The 21,155-nt window shown below is 69.4% G+C and carries 19 protein-coding genes and 1 tRNA gene; 12 read left to right on the top strand and 8 right to left on the bottom strand.

Annotated elements, in window-relative coordinates; all coding sequences use genetic code 11:
* Together SB754_RS08225 and SB754_RS08220 are read right to left on the bottom strand one after the other, a co-directional pair.
* Nucleotides 1–888, bottom strand: a complete 888-nt coding sequence (locus tag SB754_RS08225) for an EamA family transporter (RefSeq protein ID WP_410781842.1) — start codon at nt 886–888, stop codon at nt 1–3.
* Nucleotides 889–914: 26 nt separating this feature from the next.
* Nucleotides 915–1,484 (bottom strand): GNAT family N-acetyltransferase, encoded by a 570-nt coding sequence (locus SB754_RS08220; protein ID WP_410781841.1) that lies wholly within the window; start codon nt 1,482–1,484, stop codon nt 915–917.
* A gap of 196 nt (nt 1,485–1,680) precedes the next feature.
* On the opposite strand from SB754_RS08220, the gene SB754_RS08215 reads away from it, so the two are divergent.
* The gene (locus SB754_RS08215) at nt 1,681–4,137 is read left to right on the top strand and encodes a phosphoketolase (RefSeq protein ID WP_410781840.1); all 2,457 of its coding nucleotides are present in this window, start codon (nt 1,681–1,683) and stop codon (nt 4,135–4,137) included.
* A 1-nt stretch (nt 4,138) separates the two neighbouring features.
* Here SB754_RS08215 and SB754_RS08210 read toward each other — a convergent pair whose 3' ends face one another.
* Nucleotides 4,139–4,945 carry an SGNH/GDSL hydrolase family protein gene (locus SB754_RS08210; protein ID WP_410781839.1) on the bottom strand — a complete coding sequence of 269 codons (807 nt, stop codon included), beginning with the start codon at nt 4,943–4,945 and terminating at the stop codon, nt 4,139–4,141.
* A gap of 106 nt (nt 4,946–5,051) precedes the next feature.
* On the opposite strand from SB754_RS08210, the gene SB754_RS08205 reads away from it, so the two are divergent.
* A complete protein-coding gene (locus tag SB754_RS08205) occupies nt 5,052–5,522 on the top strand; it encodes a VOC family protein (protein ID WP_410781838.1) in 471 nt (156 codons plus the stop codon).
* Between the two features lie 98 nt (nt 5,523–5,620).
* On the opposite strand, the gene SB754_RS08200 is transcribed toward SB754_RS08205, so the two are convergent.
* A complete protein-coding gene (locus SB754_RS08200; RefSeq protein WP_410781837.1) occupies nt 5,621–6,538 on the bottom strand; it encodes a hypothetical protein in 918 nt (305 codons plus the stop codon).
* Between the two features lie 154 nt (nt 6,539–6,692).
* Nucleotides 6,693–7,724: an LLM class flavin-dependent oxidoreductase gene (locus tag SB754_RS08195; protein ID WP_410781836.1), complete on the bottom strand. Its 1,032-nt coding sequence runs from the start codon at nt 7,722–7,724 to the stop codon at nt 6,693–6,695.
* A 111-nt stretch (nt 7,725–7,835) separates the two neighbouring features.
* Here SB754_RS08195 and SB754_RS08190 point away from each other — a divergent pair, with 111 nt between their 5' ends.
* A complete protein-coding gene (locus tag SB754_RS08190; RefSeq protein ID WP_410781835.1) occupies nt 7,836–8,660 on the top strand; it encodes a hydrolase in 825 nt (274 codons plus the stop codon).
* A 24-nt stretch (nt 8,661–8,684) separates the two neighbouring features.
* Here the strand turns inward: SB754_RS08190 and SB754_RS08185 are convergent, their stop codons facing one another.
* A complete protein-coding gene (locus SB754_RS08185; RefSeq protein WP_410781834.1) occupies nt 8,685–9,008 on the bottom strand; it encodes a thioredoxin family protein in 324 nt (107 codons plus the stop codon).
* A gap of 100 nt (nt 9,009–9,108) precedes the next feature.
* Here SB754_RS08185 and SB754_RS08180 point away from each other — a divergent pair, with 100 nt between their 5' ends.
* The gene (locus tag SB754_RS08180) at nt 9,109–9,609 is read left to right on the top strand and encodes an FBP domain-containing protein (protein WP_410781833.1); all 501 of its coding nucleotides are present in this window, start codon (nt 9,109–9,111) and stop codon (nt 9,607–9,609) included.
* A 22-nt stretch (nt 9,610–9,631) separates the two neighbouring features.
* On the opposite strand, the gene SB754_RS08175 is transcribed toward SB754_RS08180, so the two are convergent.
* Nucleotides 9,632–9,714, bottom strand: a tRNA-Leu gene (locus SB754_RS08175).
* A gap of 37 nt (nt 9,715–9,751) precedes the next feature.
* Between SB754_RS08175 and SB754_RS08170 the strand changes: the two genes are divergently transcribed.
* On the top strand, nt 9,752–10,357 hold the full coding sequence (locus SB754_RS08170; protein ID WP_374010458.1) for an ANTAR domain-containing response regulator: 606 nt from the start codon (nt 9,752–9,754) through the stop codon (nt 10,355–10,357).
* A gap of 158 nt (nt 10,358–10,515) precedes the next feature.
* Here the strand turns inward: SB754_RS08170 and SB754_RS08165 are convergent, their stop codons facing one another.
* Entirely contained in the window at nt 10,516–10,920 is a 405-nt protein-coding gene (locus SB754_RS08165) for a hotdog fold thioesterase (protein WP_410781832.1), read from the bottom strand.
* Nucleotides 10,921–10,977: 57 nt separating this feature from the next.
* Between SB754_RS08165 and polA the strand changes: the two genes are divergently transcribed.
* The 7 genes from polA (at nt 10,978) to SB754_RS08130 (ending at nt 21,128) form a co-directional block, all read left to right on the top strand.
* On the top strand, nt 10,978–13,650 hold the full coding sequence (gene polA, locus SB754_RS08160; protein WP_410781831.1) for a DNA polymerase I: 2,673 nt from the start codon (nt 10,978–10,980) through the stop codon (nt 13,648–13,650).
* A gap of 13 nt (nt 13,651–13,663) precedes the next feature.
* The gene (locus SB754_RS08155; protein ID WP_410781830.1) at nt 13,664–15,337 is read left to right on the top strand and encodes a DUF885 domain-containing protein; all 1,674 of its coding nucleotides are present in this window, start codon (nt 13,664–13,666) and stop codon (nt 15,335–15,337) included.
* Nucleotides 15,338–15,522: 185 nt separating this feature from the next.
* The gene (rpsA, locus tag SB754_RS08150) at nt 15,523–16,965 is read left to right on the top strand and encodes a 30S ribosomal protein S1 (RefSeq protein WP_410781829.1); all 1,443 of its coding nucleotides are present in this window, start codon (nt 15,523–15,525) and stop codon (nt 16,963–16,965) included.
* A 76-nt stretch (nt 16,966–17,041) separates the two neighbouring features.
* The gene (gene coaE, locus SB754_RS08145) at nt 17,042–17,644 is read left to right on the top strand and encodes a dephospho-CoA kinase (protein ID WP_410781828.1); all 603 of its coding nucleotides are present in this window, start codon (nt 17,042–17,044) and stop codon (nt 17,642–17,644) included.
* A gap of 63 nt (nt 17,645–17,707) precedes the next feature.
* Nucleotides 17,708–19,774, top strand: coding sequence for an excinuclease ABC subunit UvrB (gene uvrB / locus SB754_RS08140; protein WP_410781827.1), 2,067 nt, complete (start codon nt 17,708–17,710; stop codon nt 19,772–19,774).
* 20 nt (nt 19,775–19,794) lie between these two features.
* Nucleotides 19,795–20,532 (top strand): DUF4129 domain-containing protein, encoded by a 738-nt coding sequence (locus SB754_RS08135; RefSeq protein ID WP_410781826.1) that lies wholly within the window; start codon nt 19,795–19,797, stop codon nt 20,530–20,532.
* Nucleotides 20,529–21,128 (top strand): hypothetical protein, encoded by a 600-nt coding sequence (locus SB754_RS08130; protein WP_410781825.1) that lies wholly within the window; start codon nt 20,529–20,531, stop codon nt 21,126–21,128. Before SB754_RS08135 ends, SB754_RS08130 begins: the two co-directional genes overlap by 4 nt.
* The last annotated feature ends 27 nt before the right edge of the window (nt 21,129–21,155 follow it).

Below are 21,155 nucleotides of genomic sequence, written 5' to 3'. Positions count from 1 at the left end.
TCAGGGGACCGCTTCCGCCGTCTGCTCCAGGTCGGACACCGGACGGTCGCGCTGCGTGGCGATGGTGATGCCGGCGGCCGCGCACACGATGAGGATGCCGAACAGCTGGAGCAACGAGAACCGCTCCCCGAGCACGATCACCCCGAAGATCGTTGCGACGACCGGACCGAAACTCGTGATGACGGCGTAGAGCCGTGGGGTCAGCCGGCGAAGGATGAAGGTGTCGAGGCTGTACGGGACCGCCGACGACAGCACGCCGAGCGCGAGCAGGAGGAGCAGCACCCGCAGGTCGACCCGGCTGTAGTCGACGACGACGAGCGCGATCGGGACGGTCAGCGCCGTGGAGACGATGCTCGCGACGCTCAGCCCCTCGAGGCCCGGCAGACGCATCGCCACCTGCCGGGTGAGCAGGATGTACGCCGCCCAGGCGGCAGCCGCCGTGAGCGCCAGCGCCACGCCGATCGGGTCGACCGCGCCCTCCGTCGCCGTGAGCAGGAGGACTCCGCCTGCTGCGGCGACCGCGCACGCCGCATCGAGGAGGCGGCGCGACCCCGCCAGGGCGAGAGCGAACGGGCCGAGGAACTCGATGGTCGCGGCGATTCCGAGCCCCAGCCTCCCGACGGCTTCGTAGAAGCTGAGGTTCATCGCGGCGAGCACCACGCCGAGTGCGAGAGCAGGCCACAGCCGCCGCCAGGTCAGCTCGGCGCGTCTCGGCCGGTAGAACGGCAGCACGGCTGCCGCGGTGACCACCTGACGGGCGGCGACGACGACCACGGAGCCCACGACCGGGATGAGCAGTCCGGCGAGCGCCGAGCCGAAGTTGATGCTGACCTCCGTCGCCACCTGTGTTCCCGCCCCGATGAGGCGGTCGCGACGGGTGGAGCTCACTGTCTGAGTGTACCGGCGGCAAGAGATCAGACCGTCCGGCGCATGATCGCGCGCGTGGCGCTCGGCCGCCGGATGAGTTCGAAACCGCCGTCACGGAAGAGCGACACCGTGCCGTGGTAGCGCTCGGCCGCCGAGAGCGAGGGTCGCACCTCCGGGTCGACCGGATAGCCCTCGATCACCGTCGCGTCGTTGCTGAGAGCGTGTTCGACCGCTCCGCGCAGCAGCGCGCGGGCGAGACCCCTGCGGCGGAACTCCATCCGCACGACGAAACAGGTGACCGCCCAGGGGTCGGCCGGGTCGTCGTCCCGGCGCCGGGTGATGGGGGAGCGGGCGAGGTTCGGGTAGGCCGAGAACGGCTCGACGGCAGCCCACCCGGCCGGTTCGCCGTCGACCCAGGCGAGCACACCCGGTCGTCCCGTGGTGACCTGCTCGTGCAACCGGTCGCGCTGCTGCTCGCGCGTCAGCGCGTCCGACTGGGCGCGCGGCAGCTTGAACCACTGGCACCAGCACCCCGCCGCATCGCCCCGGGTGCCGAAGACCGTCTCGAGGTCTCCCCATACCGTTTCGTCCACCGGGCGGACCTTCGTGTCGTTCATGTCCTCGACGCTAGTGCGCACCTTCCCGCCCCGCCAGAGGCCGGGTTCTGCACAGCCGGATGTTCTCCACAGATTCCTCCGGCGGTCCTGTTGCGTCTGCGCACCCCGCCGTAGTGTGGCCCCACATCCGGCTCCTCCGCCCCGCAACGGCGTGGGCGGGAACACGGAGCCGACATGACGAGAGCAGGGAGTGCTGATGACCGAGACGACCGCGACGGCGGAGCGCGAGCAGGGCGGGCCGGAGCTGAGCGAAGAGATGCTCGACCGCATCGACGCCTGGTGGCGCGCAGCCAACTACCTCTCGGTCGGGCAGATCTACCTGCTCGACAATCCGCTGCTGCGGCGCCCGCTGTCGCGCGACGACATCAAGCCACGACTGCTCGGGCACTGGGGAACCACTCCCGGCCTCAACTTCATCTACGCCCACCTCAACAGGGTGATCCGGGAACGGGACCTCGACACGCTCTTCGTGGCGGGGCCCGGCCACGGCGGTCCGGGAGTCGTCGCGAGCGCCTATCTCGACGGCACCTACAGCGAGCTCTACAGCGCGATCGACCGCAGCGAAGACGGCCTGCGCCGGCTGTTCCGGCAGTTCTCCTTCCCGGGCGGCATCCCGAGTCACGCCGCCCCGCAGACCCCTGGATCGATCCACGAAGGCGGTGAGCTCGGCTACGCGCTCTCGCATGCCTACGGCGCCGCGTTCGACCACCCCGATCTTCTCGTCGCCGCGGTCGTCGGCGACGGCGAGGCGGAGACCGGCCCGCTCGCGACCGCCTGGCACTCGAACAAGTTCCTCAACCCCGCGCAGGACGGCGTCGTGCTGCCGATCCTGCACCTGAACGGCTACAAGATCGCCAACCCGACGGTGCTGGCGCGCATTCCGGAGTCCGAACTGCTCGACCTCATGCGCGGCTACGGCCACGAGCCGTTCATCGTCTCGGGCGGCTTCGACGGGGAGGATCCGCGCGAGGTGCACAAGCGGATGGCGGCGACGCTCGACGAAATCCTCGACCGCATCGCAGCGATCAAGCAGGCCGCCGCGGCCGGTGAACTGGACGGGCGCCCCTCGTGGCCGATGCTCATCCTTCGCACGCCCAAAGGGTGGACCTGCCCGGCCGAGATCGACGGCCACCCGACCGAGAACAACTGGCGCGCCCACCAGGTCCCGCTCGCCAGCGCCCGCGACACGGAGGAGCACACCCGCATCCTCGAGGACTGGCTGAAGTCCTACCGGCCGGAGGAGCTCTTCGATGAACGGGGTCGCGCAATCGACCTCATCACCTCTCTGGCGCCGGAGGGCGACCGGCGGATGAGCGCCAACCCGGTCGCGAACGGCGGGCTGCTGCGTCGCGACCTGCGACTGCCCGACTTCCGGGACTATGCGGTCGATGTCGCCGTGCCGGGCGACACCGTCGCGGAAGCGACGCGCGTGCTGGGCGACTGGTTCCGAGACGTGATGATCGCGAATCCCACCGACTTCCGGCTGTTCGCTCCGGACGAGCTCGCCTCCAACCGGCTCCAGGCCGTGTACGAGGCGACGAGCAAGCAGTGGAACGCCGAGTACCTGCCCATCGACGACGACAACCATCTTGCGCTCCAGGGCAGGGCGATGGAGGTGCTGAGCGAGCACCAGTGCCAGGGCTGGCTGGAGGGCTACCTGCTGACCGGGCGGCACGGCGTCTTCACGTCGTACGAGGCCTTCATCCACATCGTCGACTCGATGTTCAACCAGCACGCGAAGTGGCTCAAGTCGGCGAGCGAGGTGTCGTGGCGCCGCCCGGTCGCCTCCCTCAACTACCTGCTCAGCTCGCACGTCTGGCGGCAGGACCACAACGGCGCGTCCCATCAGGACCCTGGCTTCATCGACCACGTCGTCAACAAGAAGGCCGACGTCGTCCGCGTCTACCTGCCCTTCGACGCGAACACGCTGCTGTCCACGTACGACCACTGCCTGAAGTCGGTCGACTACGTCAACGTCGTCGTCGCGGGTAAGCAGCCGTCGCCGCAGTGGCTGAACATGGAGGACGCCATCGCGCACTGCACGCGCGGGATCGGCATCTTCCCCTGGGCCGGAACCGAGGTCGAGGGCGAGGAACCGGACGTCGTGCTCGGGTGCGCCGGAGACATCCCGACACTCGAGACACTGGCCGCGGCCGACATCCTGCGCCGCCGACTGCCCGACCTCAAGGTCCGCATCGTCAACGTCGTCGACCTGATGCGGCTGCAGAGCGAGGGCGAGCATCCGCACGGCCTGAACGACCGCGAGTACGACGCGCTGTTCACCTCGGACAAGCCGGTCGTCTTCGCCTATCACGGCTATCCGTGGCTGATCCACCGCCTTACCTACCGCCGCAACGGCCACGGCAACCTGCATGTCCGCGGGTACAAAGAAGAGGGCACGACCACCACCCCGTTCGACATGGTGATGCTCAACGACCTCGACCGGTACCACCTGGTCATGGACGTCATCGACTACGTGCCCGGTCTGGCCTCCCGCCACGCCGAACTGCGACAGGAGATGCAGGACGCACGGCTGCGGGCGCGTCAGTACACGCGCGAGCACGGCGAAGACATCCCAGAAGTCGCCGAGTGGAAGTGGGGAGGAGGTTCGCGCACCACCCGGATCGACACCACGGGAGGCGACAACGATTGACTCAGAGCGGGCGCGCGCTGGCGGGATCCACGACGGTGAGCTCGGCGATCTTCGCCGCGCGCCCGTCGCCGGAGGAGCGGCCGGTGAGCCTGCGGCCGATCCAGGGCAGAACGTAGCGACGGTAGTATTCCGCGGTCCGCCGCGTCCGTTCGCCCGGTGGTGCGGCTGCGACCTCCTCGACGCCCCACTCCGTCGGGACCGGGATGCCGAAGGCCGTCAGCACGTTGCTCGCGACGCGGGCGTGGCCGAGCGGTCCGAGGTGCAGGCGGTCCGCGGACCAGTAGCGGATGTCCTCCAGGTTCTGGTCGGCCCAGTTGTCGACGAACGTGATGCCCTCGCGTGGGAGCATCGCGCGGACCGCCTCGGCGAGCTCCTCGCCCCGCCGGCGGATCAGCCCGCCGAGGGGGAGGTGCGCGCTCGGGTTCGCCCCGCTGAGGAGCAGCATGTGGCTTCCGGAGGCCACAACGCGGTCCGCGGCGTCCATCAGGGTCCGCGCCACGCCCTCGATCGAGACCCGCGGTCGCATGATGTCGTTCCCTCCGCCGTTGAGGCTCACCAGGTCCGGCCGCAGTGCGATCGCCGGCTCCACCTGCTCGTCGACGATCGGCCCGAGCTTCCGTCCCCTGATGGCCAGGTTCGCGTAGCGGAACGGCTCCTCGGAGGCCGCGGCCATCCCGAGAGCGACGAAATCCGCCCACCCGCGCACACGCCCGTCGGCCAGCTCGTCCCCGACGCCTTCCGTGAAACTGTCGCCGATCGCGACGTAACTGGCGAACGGAATGCCGGAAGCGGAGCTGCGGGGAGACACGCTGCAACGCTACTCCGCCGCGCACGAGCCGCCGCGCACACCCGTCGCGCAGAGCCGCCGCGCATGGCTACCATGGGCGCCATCGGCGACGACGCCCGGAGGTCCCATGCAGAAGGTCAGCACGTTCCTGTGGTTCGAGCACGGCGTAGAGGAGGCCGCAGAGCTGTACACCTCGCTCCTGCCCGACTCCCGCATCCTGCACGTCCAACAGTTCGGCGAGGGGATGCCCGATGGTCTCGTCGTCGTCCGTTTCACGCTCGGCGGCGTGGAGTACCAGGCGATGAACGGCGGCCCGAACGAGGGCTTCACGGAGGCCGTCTCGCTCTCCGTGGTCTGCGACGACCAGGCCGAGGTCGACCGGCTGTGGGACGCCCTCACCGCCGACGGAGGCCGCGAGAGCATGTGCGGGTGGCTGACCGACCGCTGGGGTGTGAGCTGGCAGATCGTGCCCAACCGCCTGCTGGAGCTGCAGGCCGACCCCGATCCGGAGCGGTCCCGCCGCGCCAACCAGGCGATGCTCACCATGCGCAAGCTCGACATCGCCGCACTGGAGGCCGCCGCCGACGGCCGCAGCTGACCTGCTCGTGCGACTGCGCCCTCCCGGAACGAATGCTGTGCGGCGCGCAGGAGCAGACGTTCCGGACGACCGCAGTCACCGGCCGTCGACCGTCACGCTCAGCGCGCGAGCAGCCCCTGCCAGCTGAGCAGGTGCTCAACCGTCACGCCGCCGTAGCCACGGAGGCCGGAGAGCTGGGTCCGCACCTTCGCCGTCTCCGACTCCAGCAGGGCGGCGCTGTCGTCCCCGAACGTCGCGCCCGGGCCGCCGGCCACCTCCGGGGTCTCCGTCTCGACGCCGATGCTGAACGGGATGCGCTTCGCGGCGGCCGCCGTCGCGGCCGGTTTAGCCAGCGCCACGATTCCGTCGGATCCGGCCGCGTGGTCGCTGAATGCGACGATCGCGACCGACTTCAGGTGGGGGAGCAGCGCGTCGAAGGCCGTCCCTCCGCCCGGCTGCGGTTTGGCGGCGAGCCACCAGGGGAGGTCCGCGCCGATCGGCACGGAGCCTGCCGCGGCGCGGGCCGCGTCGTACATGGTCTGCAACTGAGTGACCACTGCGGGGAGCTGGTCGTCCGACGAGACCACCCACGGCTCGACGTCGAACTGGACCGCGTCGAACGGGGCGGCCCGCAGGGCTGCAGCCGTCCACGTCGCGGCGAGGCTCGGGTCGTCGGCCCACGCTGCGTCACCGCCCAGGGCTGCGACCTTCGTCACGCCCGCGGCATGCAGCGCATCCACCGCGTCCGTCAGCCAGGTCGAGAACGGGCCCTCGTCCGCGGCCCAGGGCACAGACAGGAAGACCGTGCGCAGCCGGTGCGCGGCGGCGAAGTCGGCGAGTGCCTGCGGCTCGAACTGCGCGAGACCCTCCCCACGCGCGTCCACGGCGGGGTCGATCGGGTTGCCCCAGGCCCACATGCCGGTGATGGCCGAGCTTGCTGTCGTGCTGTCGCGGCGTTGGGTCACCGCCCCGGCGGGGGCGGTGGCGACCAGAACGGACCCGCCGATCGCGACGACGAGCGCGGTGGAGGCGATCACTGACCGGAGACTCGGAGCTCGCATGGCACACCCTTGGATCGGAACGGAACGGTCACCGCAGATTCGGGTGTGCGGTAGGACAATCATGTCAGGATCCGCGGAGCCGTCTATGCCGCGTTCGGGGTACAGACGTTCGGTGTGCGCATCGCCTCCGTCAGTCGCGCCAGCCCAGCTCGGGGGCGATCCGGGTGACGATCGTCTCCAGGAGATGCGCGTTGTACTCGACGCCCAGCTGGTTGGGCACGGTCACCAGGAGGGTGTCCGCGTCGGCCACTGCCGCATCCTCGCGCAGCTCCTCGACGATCCGCTCCGGGTCGCCGACGTAGCTCTTGCCGAAGCGCGCGAGTCCGCCGTCGAGGTGGCCGACCTGGTCGTGCCGGTCGGCGAGTGCGGAGGCGCCGAAGTACCGGCGGTCGAGGTCCGTGGTGATCGGGAGGATGCTGCGGCTGACGGAGACCCGGGGCTCGCGCTCCCAGCCTGCGGCCGCCCAGGCGTCCCGGTACTGCTGCAGCTGCTCCGCCTGCAGGTCGGAGAACGGGACGCCGGTGTCTTCGGTCAGCAGGGTCGAGCTCATCAGGTTCATGCCCTGCTCGGCCGCCCACACGGCGGTGGCCCGGGTGCCGGCGCCCCACCAGATCCGGTCACCGAGCCCGGGGGACTGCGGCTCGATGGCCAGGGCGCCGCGCTGCCCTCCGGTCATGGCCGGGTCGGCCTCCGCGACGCCGGCTCCCGCGATCGCGGCACGGAACAGCTCCGTGTGGCGGCGCGCCATATCGGCGTCCGTCTCGCCCTCGGCGGGGACGTAGCCGAACGATGCGGCGCCGTGCAGCGCGGTCTCGGGTGAGCCCCGGCTGACGCCGAGCTGCAGCCGGCCGCCGCCGATCAGGTCGGCCGCCGCCGCATCCTCCGCCATGTAGAGGGGGTTCTCGTAGCGCATGTCGATGACGGCGGTGCCGATCTCGATGCGGCTGGTGCGGGCTCCGATCGCGGCGAGCAGCGGGAACGGGGAGGCCAGCTGCGGCGCGAAGTGGTGGACGCGGAAGAACGCGCCGTCCGCTCCGAGCTCCTCGGCTGCGACGGCGAGGTCGATGGCCTGGTGCAGGGCGTCCGCCGCGGTGCGCGACACAGAGCCGGGGATGGGCTGGTAGTGCCCGAAGCTGAGGAACCCGATGCGTTTCACATCCACTCCAATCGGTCCACCACGCAGCCTATTCCGCGGCGAGTGGTGACCTGACGTCACCACTCGGCGCGGATACGGACATCGACTCACCGCTCGACGGCCGGTAGAGTCCCGGATGTGGCGGAGTGGCTGTGTGCGACGTGTGCTGTCGAAACGAATCCGATAGGAACGGCGGCGGGCGAGCATCCGCCCGAGCGGTGCCCGATCTGCGAGGACGAGCGGCAGTACGTGCCGCCGTCGGGGCAGGAGTGGACGACGCTGCAGCGGCTGCAGCGCGAGGGCGAGCACGTCGTGGTCACCGAGCTGGAGCCCGACCTCTATGGCCTGAGGAGCGAGCCGAAGGTCGGCATCGGCCAGCAGAGCCTCCTGCTGCGCACGCCCGACGGCAACCTCCTGTGGGATCCCACCGGCTACGTCGACGAGGCGGCCGCGGCAGCGGTGCAGGACCTGGGCGGCGTCGCGGTCATCGCCACCAGCCACCCGCACATGTTCGGCGCCCAGGTGAGCTGGTCGCGGATGCTCGGCGACCCCCCTGTGCTGGTCAACGCCGCCGACCGCCACTGGGTGCAGCGGGAGGATGCGGCGATCCAGTCCTGGACGGGCGAGTCCGAGGTGCTGCCGGGCGTCGTGCTGAGGACGATCGGGGGACACTTCCCTGGGAGCGCCGTCGTCCATTGGGACCGCGGCGTCGTGCTCAGCGGCGACACGATCTTCCCTGGGCCGTCGCAGCGGTGGGTGACCTTCCAGCGCAGCTACCCGAACGACATCCCGCTTTCCGCCGCCGTCGTGCGCCGCATCGCCGACACGGTCTGCGACCGTCCCTTCGAGCGGCTGTACGGCAACCTGGGGAATGTCGTCCGGGAGGATGCGCGCGGCGCGGTGCTCCGCTCGGCCGACCGCTACATCGGCTGGGTCAGCGGGGCGTTCGACCACCTCACCTGAGCTGCAGAGCGCCAGGGCGGCCGGCTAGAGGAACGGCGCGAGCTCCATCTCCATCGCGGGCTTCGGCTTCGCGCCGATGATCGTCTTGACGACCTCCCCGTCGCGGAACACTTTCATCACCGGCAATGCCAGAGCCTTGTAGGCGACGGTCGTGTCCATGTTCTCGTCCGCGTTGATCTTGACGATGCGGATGCGGTCCGCGTGCTCCTCCTGCAACTGCTGGAGGATCGGGGACAGCGCCCGGCACGGACCGCACCATTCCGCCCAGAACTCGACGATGGTGGTGCCCGGGGCGGCGAGCACGTCCTCCTGGAAGCTGGCGTCGGTGACGCTCTCGATCGTGGTCATGCGAGCACGGTAACCCCTGACCCCGGGGGCAGGGTCAAGCGGCGACACGCCGAGAGGGTGCCGCTGCGATCCTGTGCGAGCATGGAGGCAGGAGGTGCGCATGGAGATCCTGACCCCGCAGCAGATCCGCGAGTCGTTCGTCAACTGCTCCCGCAGCGAAGCCGAGGAGCTTCCGATGCCACCGGGCCTCCACGAGGTGGACTGGGCGCGGCGCGAGTACCTCGGCTGGCGCGACCCGCGCCTTCCGCAGCGCGGCTACGTCGTGATCCCCACCGGCGACGGGCCGGTGGGAATCGTGCTGCGCGCTTCAGAGGCCTCCATGCGGTCACATGTGCCGTCGATGTGCGGCTGGTGCCAGGATGTGCACCTCACCAACGACGTCTGGTTCTGGTCCGCCCGTCGGGCCGGTCAAGCCGGCCGCAATGGGGACACTGTGGGCACGCTCGTGTGCGGCGCGTTCGAGTGCAGCGCCAACGTGCGCCGCACGCCTCCGCCGTCGTACGTCGGGTTCGACGCCGACCTGGTGGTGGAGGAGCGGATCGCCGGCCTGGCCGAGCGGGCCCGCCGCTTCGCGGCCACCGTCGTCGGCGCCCGCATCTGAGGCGCCCGCATCTGAGAAGTCGTGCCGCCGGTGGGACTCGAACCCACACGCCCTTCCGGACAAAGCATTTTGAGTGCTCCGCGTCTGCCATTCCGCCACGGCGGCGCACAACAACACCTGAACAATACCGTAGGCTTTTGTCGTGACTGACCAGGAGACCACCCCCACCGCACCCCGTCGCGTCGTCGTGGCGGAGGACGAATCGCTCATCCGCCTCGACATCGTCGAGATCCTGCGCGACAACGGTTTCGAGGTCGTCGGTGAGGCCGGAGACGGCGAGACGGCGGTCGCACTCGCGACCGAGCTGCGCCCCGACCTCGTCATCATGGACGTCAAGATGCCCCAGCTCGACGGCATCTCCGCTGCGGAGCGTCTCTCGAAGGACCACATCGCCCCGGTCGTGCTGCTGACCGCGTTCAGCCAGAAGGAGCTCGTCGAACGGGCCACCGAGGCCGGCGCGCTCGCCTACGTGGTGAAGCCGTTTACGCCGAACGACCTGCTGCCGGCGATCGAGATCGCCCTGGCCCGGTACCAGCAGATCATCGCGCTCGAGGCCGAGGTCTCCGACATGGTACAGCGGTTCGAGACCCGCAAGCTGGTCGACCGCGCGAAGGGCCTCCTCAACGAGAAGATGGGCCTGTCCGAGCCGGAGGCGTTCCGCTGGATCCAGAAGGCCTCGATGGATCGCCGCCTCACCATGCACGACGTCGCCCAGGCGATCATCGAGCAGCTCGCCCCGAAGAAGTAGCTCCGCGTCCTCCCTGCAGATTCGTGACGAATCGGGCGAAAGCGCCGCACATTCGCCACATTCGTGACGAATCGGGCGAAAGCGCCGCACATTCGCCGCATTCGTGACGAATCGGCGAAAGGCGCGCGTTCGCCGCATTCGTGACGAATCGGGGCGGCCTACAGCTCCTTGATCAGGTTCGTGATGCGGATCGTGGAGCAGCGGCGCCCCTTGTCGTCGGTGACCGCGATCTCGTGGGTGGTCAGCGTCCGGCCGAGGTGGATGGGCGTGCACACGCCGGTCACGTAGCCGCTCGTCGCCGAACGCGTGTGCGACGCGTTGATCTCGATCCCGACCGCCAGGCGGCCCTCGCCGGCGTAGAGGTTCGCCGACATGGAGCCGAGCGACTCGCCGAGGACGACGTACGCGCCGCCGTGCAGGAGGTCCGCGGGCTGCGTGTTGCCCTCCACCGGCATGCGCGCGACGGCCCGCTCGACGGTGAACTCGAGCATCTCGATGCCCATCTTCTCGGCCAGCCGGCCGAGCCCTCTCTGCTGCACGTACGTGAGTGCGTCGTCGGTCATCCTCGGCCTCTCCTGACGGTCGTCTGGACTGTCACCGGCCCCTTGTAGGCTTGCCTGGTGTCAGACTCCGAAAAGCCTACCCTTCTCGTCATCGACGGCCATTCGCTGGCATTCCGGGCCTTTTACGCACTCCCCGTCGACAGTTTCGTGAACCGCGAAGGGCAGCACACCAACGCGATCCACGGCTTCATCGCCATGTTCATCAACCTGCTCCAGCAGCAGAAGCCGACGCACCTCGCCGTGGCGTTCGACATCTCCCGCTACTCCTTCCGCACGCGCGAGTATCCCGAGTACAAGGGCACCCGCGGCGAGACCCCGTCCGAGTTCGCCGGCCAGGTGCCGCTGCTCGAAGAGGCGCTGCACGCGATGAACGTGACGACCATCGCGAAAGAGGACTACGAGGCCGACGACATCCTCGCCACCCTCGCCCGGCAGGGCGTCGAGCGCGGCTTCAAGGTGCTGCTCGTCTCGGGCGACCGCGACACCATCCAGCTCGTCAACGACGACGTGACGCTGCTCTATCCGAACGTCCGCGGCGTGTCCGAGCTGAAGATCTACGACCCCGCGGCGGTCCGCGAGAAGTACGGCATCGAGCCGCACCAGTACCCGGAGATCGCGGCGCTCGTGGGCGAGACCAGCGACAACCTGATCGGCGTCGACAAGGTCGGCGAGAAGACCGCGGTCAAGTGGGTGCAGCAGTACGGCACGGTCGAGAACATCGTGGCGCACGCCGACGAGATCACGGGCGTCGTCGGCCAGAACCTCCGCGACCAGAAAGAGAACGCGCTGCGCAACCGCCGCCTCAACCAGCTGCGCGACGACGTGGAGCTGCCGATCGGGCCGGACGACCTGGAGCGCAAGCCGCTCAACGAGAGCGCCGTGCGCGACATCTTCGCCCGGCTGCAGTTCAAGACGCTGCTGGACCGGCTGATGAAGATCGCCGGAGAAGAGGGGATGCTCGACGGCGCCATGTCCGTCGCCGAGGTGGGCGACGCCGGCTCGCTGAGCGCGCCGGCCGTCCGCACCATGGTCGACGAAGAGCTGGCGAACTGGCTGGCGAAGGCGTCCGCCGACGGTGCGGCGATCGCCGTGCAGCTCGAGACGGGCCCGGCCGGGATCACCGGCTTCGGTCTCGCGACGGCCGACGACAGCGTGTACGTGCCGTGGGTTCCGGGTCGCCCCGATTACACCGCGCTGGAGGAGTGGCTGGCGAGTAGCGCGCCGAAGCACTTCTTCCACGCGAAGCCGCAGTTCAAGGCGCTCAGCCGCGCGGGCTTCGTGGTCGACGGTCTCGCCTTCGACACGCGGATCGCCTCCTGGCTGGTGAAGCCGGGAGCCGCCCCGCAGTCGCTCGCCGAGCAGGTGTACGAGGTGCTCGGTGAGACGCTTCCGGTCTCCGACCCCAACCAGCTCGTCCCGATCAACGACGCGGTCAGCCCCGCGACCGAGGCCTGGTACATCCGCCGCGTCGCCGAGGGGCAGATGATCGCGCTCGACGAGGGCACCCGCGCCGTCCTCGACGACATCGAGCTGCCCCTTGTCGCGGTCCTGGCCGAGATGGAGCTCAGCGGAGTAGCAATCGATTCGGAGGTCCTCGCCCGCCTCCGCGGCCAGCTGACCGACAAGGCCAACGACTACGCCGCCCAGGCGTACGCCCAGATCGGGCACGAGATCAACCTCGGGTCGCCGAAGCAGCTGCAGCAGGTGCTGTTCGACGAGCTCGGGATGCCGAAGACGCGCGCCACCAAGACCGGCTACTCCACCGACGCCGGCTCGCTCGCCGACCTGCAGGAGAAGAACCCGCATCCGTTCCTCGGCCTCCTGCTGCAGCACCGCGACGCGACCAAGCTGAAGCAGATCGTGGAGACGCTCGAGCGGTCGGTCGAGAGCGACGGGCGCATCCACACCACCTACGACCAGACGGGAACGAGCACGGGCCGCATCTCGTCCAATGATCCGAACCTCCAGAACATCCCGATCCGCACGGAGGAGGGACGCGAGATCCGCTCGGCGTTCACGCAGGGCGAGGGCTTCGAAACCCTGCTGACCGCCGACTACTCGCAGATCGAGATGCGGATCATGGCGCACCTCTCCGAAGACCCGGGCCTGATCGAGGCCTTCAACGCGGGGGAGGACCTGCACCGCTTCGTCGGGTCGCGCGTCTTCCGGGTCGAGCCCGCCGAGGTCACGCCGGCGATGCGCACGAAGGTGAAGGCGATGTCCTACGGCCTCGCCTACGGACTGAGCGCGTTCGGCCTGTCCAAGCAGCTTCGGATCGAGACCTCCGAAGCGCGGCAGCTGATGAGCGACTACTTCGAGCGGTTCGGCGCGGTCCGCGACTATCTCCGCAACGTGGTCGAGCAGGCGCGCGTCGACGGCTTCACCGAGACCATCTTCGGGCGTCGCCGGCCGTTCGCCGACCTGACATCGACGAACCGCGTCCTCCGCGAGAACGCGGAACGTCAGGCTCTCAACGCGCCGATCCAGGGCTCCGCCGCCGACATCATGAAGGTGGCGATGCTCGGGATCGCGGGCGACATCATCGACCAGCGACTCGACTCGCGCATGCTGCTGCAGGTGCACGACGAGCTCATCTTCGAGGTCGCTTTCGGCGAGTGGGAGGCTCTGGAGGCGATCGTCCGCTCGCGGATGGCCGGGGCTGCGGACCTCCGCGTTCCGCTGGATGTGCAGGTGGGCCGCGGCGCGAACTGGGACGCCGCCGCGCACTGAGTAGGGTCGAAGCATGACCAACGATCAGAAGCGCGAACCCACCCCGGTCGACACGATCGCCGAGGAGTGGGTGGACACCCAGCTCGAGCTCTACCCCGAGTACCACGTGTGGCTCGGCCGGCCCGGCCGCGAAGGTGAGTACGCCGACTACTCGCCCGCCGGCGCCGAGCACGCGACGGCCAAGGTGAAGGAGGCCCTCGCCCGCATCGAAGCAGCGGAGCCAGTCGACGACATCGACCGGATCACCAAGATGGATCTCGCCAGGGAGCTGCAGCTCACCGTCGAGAAGCACGAGGCGCGCTTCGCGCAGCGCGACCTCAATGTCATCGCCTCGCCGGCGCAGGAGTTGCGCGAGGTCTTCGACCTGGTGCCGACGGACACAGAAGACGACTGGGCCAACGTCGCCAAGCGGCTGCACAACCTCCCTGCCGCGATGGACGGGTACATCGAGACGCTGCGCAGTGGGATCACCGGCGGCAACGTCCCGGCGATCCGCCAGGTGCGCGAAGTTCTCGCCCAGGCGCGCAAGCAGGCGTCCGACAGCGGCTTCTTCGCCGAGTTCACCGGGGGCGCGCGACCGCTCAACGGTGTACTGCCCGAGTCGCTGAAGTCCGACCTGGCCGCCGGCGCGCGGGAGTCGGCCCAGGCCTACGCGGCTCTTGGGGACTTCCTCGAGAACGAGCTCGCCCAGCACGCTCCCGAGAAGGACGCGGTCGGGCGCGAGCTGTACGCGCTCGCTTCGCGCGGCTTCCTCGGTGCGACCGTCGACCTCGACGAGACCTACGAGTGGGGCATCGAAGAGCTCGCCCGGATGCGCTCGGAGCAGGAGTCGATCGCCAACGAGATCAAGCCGGGCGCGAGTGTGCTCGAGGCCATCGAGTTCCTCGACGGCGACCCCAGCCGTAAGCTCCACGGCACCGACGCGCTGCAGCGGTGGATGCAGGAGACGAGCGACCGCGCCGTCGAAGAGCTGGGCAAGTCGCACTTCGACATCCCGGCCGAGATCCGCCGGCTGGAGTGCATGATCGCGCCGACCCAGGAGGGCGGCATCTACTACACGGGCCCGAGCGACGACTTCGCGCGCGCGGGCCGGATGTGGTGGAGCGTGCCGGAGGGCGTGACCGAGTTCGACACCTGGCGCGAGCTGACCACCGTGTACCACGAGGGTGTCCCGGGTCACCACCTGCAGATCGCACAGGCGACGTACAACAAGGCGCAGCTCAACTCGTGGCGGCGCATCGCCGGCACCTCGGGACATGCCGAAGGCTGGGCGCTGTACGCCGAGCGCTTGATGGAGCAGCTCGGCTACCTCGACGACCCGGCCGACCGTCTCGGCATGCTCGACGGGCAGCGGATGCGCGCTGCGCGTGTCGTGCTCGACATCGGCGTCCACCTCGAGAAGCCGCTACCGGACGGATCTCGCGCCTGGACCGGTGAGGACGCCTTCCCCTTCCTGCGCGAGAACGTCAACATGAACGACGGGTTCGTCCGCTTCGAGGTCAACCGGTACCTGGGCTGGCCGGGACAGGCGCCGTCGTACAAGATCGGGCAGCGCATCTGGGAGCAGCTGCGCGACGAGTACGCCCGCCGCGAAGGCGCGTCCTTCGACATCAAGGCGTTCCACAAGAAGGCCCTCGACATCGGCGGTGTCGGGCTCGACACTCTGAAGGCGGCGCTGCTCGACTGAGCGCGCGGAGGCCCGCCGGTCGGCCCGGTCCATACGGGTCCGGCCGCGGGTTGCTGCGCGCGTCCGCAGCCCGGTAGACTGGAGCGTCACTCTTGTGACATCTCTATCCGCCTGCCGTTCGCGGACAACTCCAGAAGAAACTACGCGTCCGGCCTGAATCCTGTCCATAACGGAGCACCCACTACATGACAACCGCAACGACCGACAAGGCACCCAAGCAGGTCGCCGTCAACGACATCGGATCTGCTGAGGACTTTCTTGCCGCGGTCGAAAAGACGCTGAAGTTCTTCAACGACGGAGACCTGATCGAAGGCACCGTCGTCAAGATCGACCGCGACGAGGTCCTCCTCGACGTCGGCTACAAGACCGAGGGCGTCATCCCCTCGCGCGAACTCTCCATCAAGCACGACGTCGACCCCACCGAGGTCGTCGAGGTCGGCGACACCGTCGAGGCTCTCGTTCTCCAGAAGGAGGACAAAGAGGGTCGCCTCATCCTGTCCAAGAAGCGCGCCCAGTACGAGCGCGCCTGGGGCGATGTGGAGAAGATCAAGGAGGCCGACGGCGTCGTCACCGGTACGGTGATCGAGGTCGTCAAGGGCGGCCTGATCGTCGACATCGGCCTGCGCGGCTTCCTGCCCGCGTCGCTCATCGAGCTGCGCCGCGTCCGCGACCTCACCCCGTACCTGGGTCAGGAGATCGAGGCCAAGATCCTCGAGCTCGACAAGAACCGCAACAACGTGGTGCTCTCGCGCCGCGCACTGCTGGAGCAGACCCAGTCGGAGTCCCGCACCACGTTCCTCAACAACCTGCACAAGGGCCAGGTCCGCAAGGGCGTCGTCTCGTCGATCGTCAACTTCGGTGCGTTCGTCGACCTCGGCGGCGTCGACGGTCTCGTCCACGTGTCGGAGCTCTCCTGGAAGCACATCGAGCACGCCTCCGAGGTCGTCGAGGTGGGCCAGGAGGTCACCGTCGAGATCCTCGAGGTCGACCTCGACCGCGAGCGCGTCTCGCTGTCGCTCAAGGCGACGCAGGAGGACCCGTGGCAGGTCTTCGCCCGCACCCACGCGATCGGTCAGGTCGCACCGGGCAAGGTCACGAAGCTGGTTCCGTTCGGTGCGTTCGTCCGCGTCGCGGACGGCATCGAGGGCCTCGTCCACATCTCCGAGCTGTCCGGCAAGCACGTCGAGCTGGCCGAGCAGGTCGTCTCGGTGGGCGACGAGGTGTTCGTCAAGGTCATCGACATCGACCTCGAGCGTCGCCGCATCTCCCTCTCGCTGAAGCAGGCGAACGAGGGCGTGGACCCCGAGGGCACCGAGTTCGACCCGGCGCTCTACGGCATGGTCACTGAGTACGACGACCAGGGCAACTACAAGTACCCTGAGGGCTTCGACCCGGAGACCAACGAGTGGAAGGAAGGCTTCGAGACGCAGCGCGACGAGTGGGAGCAGCAGTACGCTGCCGCCCAGGCGCGCTGGGAGGCGCACAAGCGCCAGGTCGCGAAGGGCCTCGAGGAGGCTGCCGCCGACAGCGGTACGTCCTCGTACTCCTCCGACGCCGGAGCCGGCGGAACCCTCGCCGACGACGAGTCGCTCGCGGCTCTGCGCGAGAAGCTCAGCTCCAACTCCTGAGCATCGTCACTCAGAAGCGGCCGGCCCTTCGGGGCCGGCCGCTTCGGCGTTCCCGGGCCGCGGCTAGGCTGGGCGGGTGCAGCTGATCGGACTCACCGGCGGGATCGCCTCCGGCAAATCGACCATCGCCTCCCGGCTCGCCTCGCACGGCGCCGTGGTGGTGGACGCCGACCGCATCGCCCGGGAGGTCGTCGAACCCGGCACCCCCGCCCTCGCGGAGGTCGCCCGTCGCTTCGGCGACGCGGTCATCGCGCCGGACGGGAGCCTCGACCGGCCGGCCCTCGGCGCCATCGTGTTCGGCGACCCGGAGGCGTTGCAGGACCTCAACGCGATCACGCATCCCGCCGTGCTCCGCGCGTCGACAGCCCGGTTCGAGGCGGCGGCTCAGGCCGACCCGGATGCCATCGTCGTCTACGACGTCCCGCTGCTGGTGGAGTCGGCCAACGAGTACCCCTTCGATCGCATCGTCGTGGCTCACGCCCACGCCGACCTCCGCATCGACCGGCTGGTCGCACTGCGGGGGATGGATGCGGCAGAGGCCGAACGCCGCATCCGGTCGCAGGCGACGGACGCCGAACGGCTCGCCGTCGCCGACGTGGTCATCGACACCGGCGGCACCCTCGAGCACACGCTGGAGCAGGTCGACGCGCTCTGGGAGGAACTGCGGGCGCAGCCCTGAGCGGGTGTTCCGCTGTCAGCGAGAGCCGGCCGGAGTGTCGGTGGTCCTTCCTAGACTGGAAGCATGCTTCCCACACGCGCCGTCCGTCCGTTCGAGGTCGTCAGCGAGTACAGCCCGAGCGGCGACCAGCCGCAGGCGATTGCGGAACTGGCGGGGCGCATCAACGCCGGCGAGACCGACGTCGTGCTGCTGGGTGCGACCGGTACGGGCAAGTCCGCGACCACGGCGTGGCTGATCGAGCAGGTCCAGCGGCCGACGCTGGTCCTCGCCCACAACAAGACGCTCGCAGCGCAGCTGGCCAACGAGTTCCGTGAGCTGATGCCGAACAACGCGGTCGAGTACTTCGTCTCGTACTACGACTACTACCAGCCAGAGGCCTACGTTCCGCAGACCGACACCTTCATCGAGAAAGACAGCTCGATCAACGCCGAGGTGGAGCGGTTGCGCCACTCGACCACCAATTCGCTGCTCAGCCGTCGCGACGTGGTGGTCGTCTCGACGGTGTCCTGCATCTACGGCCTCGGTGCGGCCGAGGAGTATCTGGAGGCCATGGTCGCGCTCCAGGTCGGCCAGCAGGTCGGCCGCGACGCGCTCATCCGCCGGTTCGTCAACATGCAGTACGAGCGCAACGACGTCGACTTCTCGCGCGGTAAGTTCCGGGTCCGTGGCGACACGATCGAGATCATCCCGGTCTACGAAGAGAACGCCATCCGCATCGAGTTGTTCGGCGACGAGATCGAGGCGCTGTACTCCCTGCACCCGCTGACCGGCACCGTCATCAACAAAATGGATGCGGTGTCGGTGTTCCCGGCCACGCACTACGCCGCCAGCCCCGCGACGATGCAGCGCGCCATCGGCACGATCCAGGAGGAGTTGGGGGAGCGCCTGCAGGAGCTGGAGCGCGAGGGCAAGCTGCTCGAGGCGCAGCGGCTGCGCATGCGCACGCAGTTCGACCTGGAGATGATGGAGCAGATCGGCTTCTGCTCCGGCATCGAGAACTACTCGCGTCACATCGACGGCCGTGCACCGGGCGAGGCGCCGAACTGCCTCCTCGACTACTTCCCGGACGACTTCCTCGTGGTGATCGACGAGTCCCACGTCACGGTGCCGCAGATCGGCGCGATGTACGAAGGCGACGCGTCGCGCAAGCGCACGCTGGTGGAGCACGGCTTCCGCCTCCCGAGCGCTCTCGACAACCGTCCGCTGAAGTGGAACGAGTTCAAGGATCGCGTGGGTCAGACGGTGTACCTGTCCGCGACGCCGGGCAAGTACGAGATGGGCATCGCAGACGGCGTGGTGGAGCAGATCATCCGCCCGACGGGTCTGATCGACCCGGAGATCGTCGTGAAGCCGACCAAGGGCCAGATCGACGACCTGCTGGAAGAGATCCGCCAGCGGGTCGAGCGCGACGAGCGCATCCTGGTGACGACCCTGACCAAGAAGATGGCCGAGGAGTTGACCGACTTCCTCGCCGAGGCCGGCGTGAAGGTGCGCTATCTGCACTCCGACGTCGACACGCTGCGGCGCGTCGAGCTCCTGACCGAGTTGCGCGCGGGCGTGTACGACGTGCTCGTGGGCATCAACCTGCTGCGAGAAGGTCTCGACCTTCCTGAGGTGTCGCTGGTCGCGATCCTCGACGCCGATAAGGAGGGCTTCCTCCGCTCGTCGACCTCGCTGATCCAGACGATCGGGCGTGCGGCGCGAAACGTGTCCGGTCAGGTGCACATGTACGCCGACGTCCTGACCGACTCGATGAAGAACGCGATCGAAGAGACGGATCGTCGGCGCGAGAAGCAGATCGAGTACAACCGGGTGAACGGCATCGACCCGCAGCCGCTGCGGAAGCGGATCGCCGACATCACGGAGGTCCTCGCCCGCGAGGAGGCCGACACGGCACGCATCCTGGCGGGGCGCGAGCAGAAGCGCAAGAGCCCCACGCCCAACCTCCGCAACGGAGGCATCGCCGCGCAGGGCGCCGCCGAGCTCGAGGGACTCATCGCCGACCTCAACCAGCAGATGCTGGCGGCGGCCGGTGAGCTCAAGTTCGAGCTGGCCGCGCGGCTGCGCGACGAGCTGTCGGACCTGAAGCGCGACCTGCGTCAGATGGAGAAGGCCGGACACCTGGGCTGACCACGCGTTACGGTGGCAGGGTGGCTTCGACGAGGACAGGACGGCGACGGTGGACCTTCGTCGCCTGCGCGGTGCTCGTCGCGCTCACCGTCGTAGCGGTCGCGTTCCAGGGCGCGCCCGCTTTCACCGGTCCGCGAGTGTTCCTCCCGCCGGGTCCGGTCGTCACCGGGCGACCTGACCAGGGAACCACCGGCACCCCTGAGCCGCAGCAGCTGGGCGAGCAACTGCGGATCGACGTCTCCTGGCTGCTCGTCGTCCTGATCGTGCTCGCCGTCGTCATCGCCCTGGCGATCCTCTGGCGTCTGCGGCGCCGACGCAGCCCGAGCCCGGAACTCCCCGCTCTTCTCAGCGTCACCGGCTCGGAGCTCGCCGACGCTCCCCAGGAGCCGGACGCCGGCCCCGAGCCCGAGCAGGTGCGTCGCGGACTCGACCGTGCTTCCGACCTGCTGACCGAACCCCGGGAGCCGCGCGACGCCATCGAGCGCGCCTGGCTGGGGCTGGAGGAGGGCGCCGCCGACTCGGGCGTCCGTCGCCTCCCCGCCGAGACACCTGCCGAGTTCGCCGCACGCGTTGTGGCCCGCGTGGCCACCGACCGGGATGCTGCCCGGCGGTTCCTCGGACTCTACCTTCGGGCACGGTTCAGCACCGCACCGGTCACAGCGGACGACGTGGCGGCCGCCCGCGACGCCGTCGACGCCCTGCGCGCCTCCTGGAGCAGCGGCCCGGCGGCGAAGATCGCTCCCGGTGGTCGACCATGAGCCCCCGCCGCCTGCCGCCCCGGATGCTGCGCCGCCTCATCCTGTCTGCGATCCTCGGCATCGCCTTTGCCGTCGCCGCCTGGTACCTGGGGATGGATTCGGCCCACGCGATAGGGCTGGGTGCCGCCGCCCTCGCACTGACGGCCTGCCTCTCCGCCCTCGGCGAGGCCGCCGACGTGGTCTGGGCGACCCTCCCGCCTCCGCCGAGGCCGGGCGCGCGCCGTGACGTCGTCCAGCTGGGCTGGTCGCTCGGCGCGCGGGGCGGCCGTGCGTCGCCGGAGGGCGTGCGCCGGGTGCGGTCCATCGCCGAACGCGCTCTGGCGCTGCACGGACTCGACCTGGAGGACCGCGCCGCGGACGCGCAGCTCGAGCAGCTCCTCGGCGCCGACGCGCTGCAGCTCCTCCGTCGCGGCTCGGCCGTCGCGCCGCCGCGCACGGCAGAGGTCGCCGCGGCAGTGACCCGGCTCGAGCAGCTCGACGCCCGGGTCGCCTCGCCGCACGCACCGGACGAAGTCGAACCGGCGTCGGCAGTCCTCTCCGCCACCGCCACCGCCACCAACGCCGCCGAAGCCAAGGAGCCGCCCCGTGCCCGCTGATCCCCGCCTCCCCGTCGAGCAGGGCCC

The organism is Leifsonia sp. SIMBA_070, assembly GCF_046534635.1.
Taxonomy (GTDB): domain Bacteria; phylum Actinomycetota; class Actinomycetes; order Actinomycetales; family Microbacteriaceae; genus Leifsonia.
Note: the sequence above shows the minus strand (reverse complement) of the source record. Positions and strands in the feature narration are given on the sequence as shown.

What these genes read in the sequence shown, in the direction of transcription:
- SB754_RS08220 (WP_410781841.1), bottom strand. Translation starts at nt 1,484, where the DNA reads ATGAACGACACGAAGGTCCGCCCGGTGGACGAAACGGTATGGGGAGAC.
- SB754_RS08215 (WP_410781840.1), top strand. Translation starts at nt 1,681, where the DNA reads ATGACCGAGACGACCGCGACGGCGGAGCGCGAGCAGGGCGGGCCGGAG.
- SB754_RS08205 (WP_410781838.1), top strand. Translation starts at nt 5,052, where the DNA reads ATGCAGAAGGTCAGCACGTTCCTGTGGTTCGAGCACGGCGTAGAGGAG.
- SB754_RS08185 (WP_410781834.1), bottom strand. Translation starts at nt 9,008, where the DNA reads ATGACCACGATCGAGAGCGTCACCGACGCCAGCTTCCAGGAGGACGTG.
- SB754_RS08180 (WP_410781833.1), top strand. Translation starts at nt 9,109, where the DNA reads ATGGAGATCCTGACCCCGCAGCAGATCCGCGAGTCGTTCGTCAACTGC.
- SB754_RS08165 (WP_410781832.1), bottom strand. Translation starts at nt 10,920, where the DNA reads ATGACCGACGACGCACTCACGTACGTGCAGCAGAGAGGGCTCGGCCGG.
- SB754_RS08155 (WP_410781830.1), top strand. Translation starts at nt 13,664, where the DNA reads ATGACCAACGATCAGAAGCGCGAACCCACCCCGGTCGACACGATCGCC.
- rpsA (WP_410781829.1), top strand. Translation starts at nt 15,523, where the DNA reads ATGACAACCGCAACGACCGACAAGGCACCCAAGCAGGTCGCCGTCAAC.
- uvrB (WP_410781827.1), top strand. Translation starts at nt 17,708, where the DNA reads ATGCTTCCCACACGCGCCGTCCGTCCGTTCGAGGTCGTCAGCGAGTAC.
- SB754_RS08130 (WP_410781825.1), top strand. Translation starts at nt 20,529, where the DNA reads ATGAGCCCCCGCCGCCTGCCGCCCCGGATGCTGCGCCGCCTCATCCTG.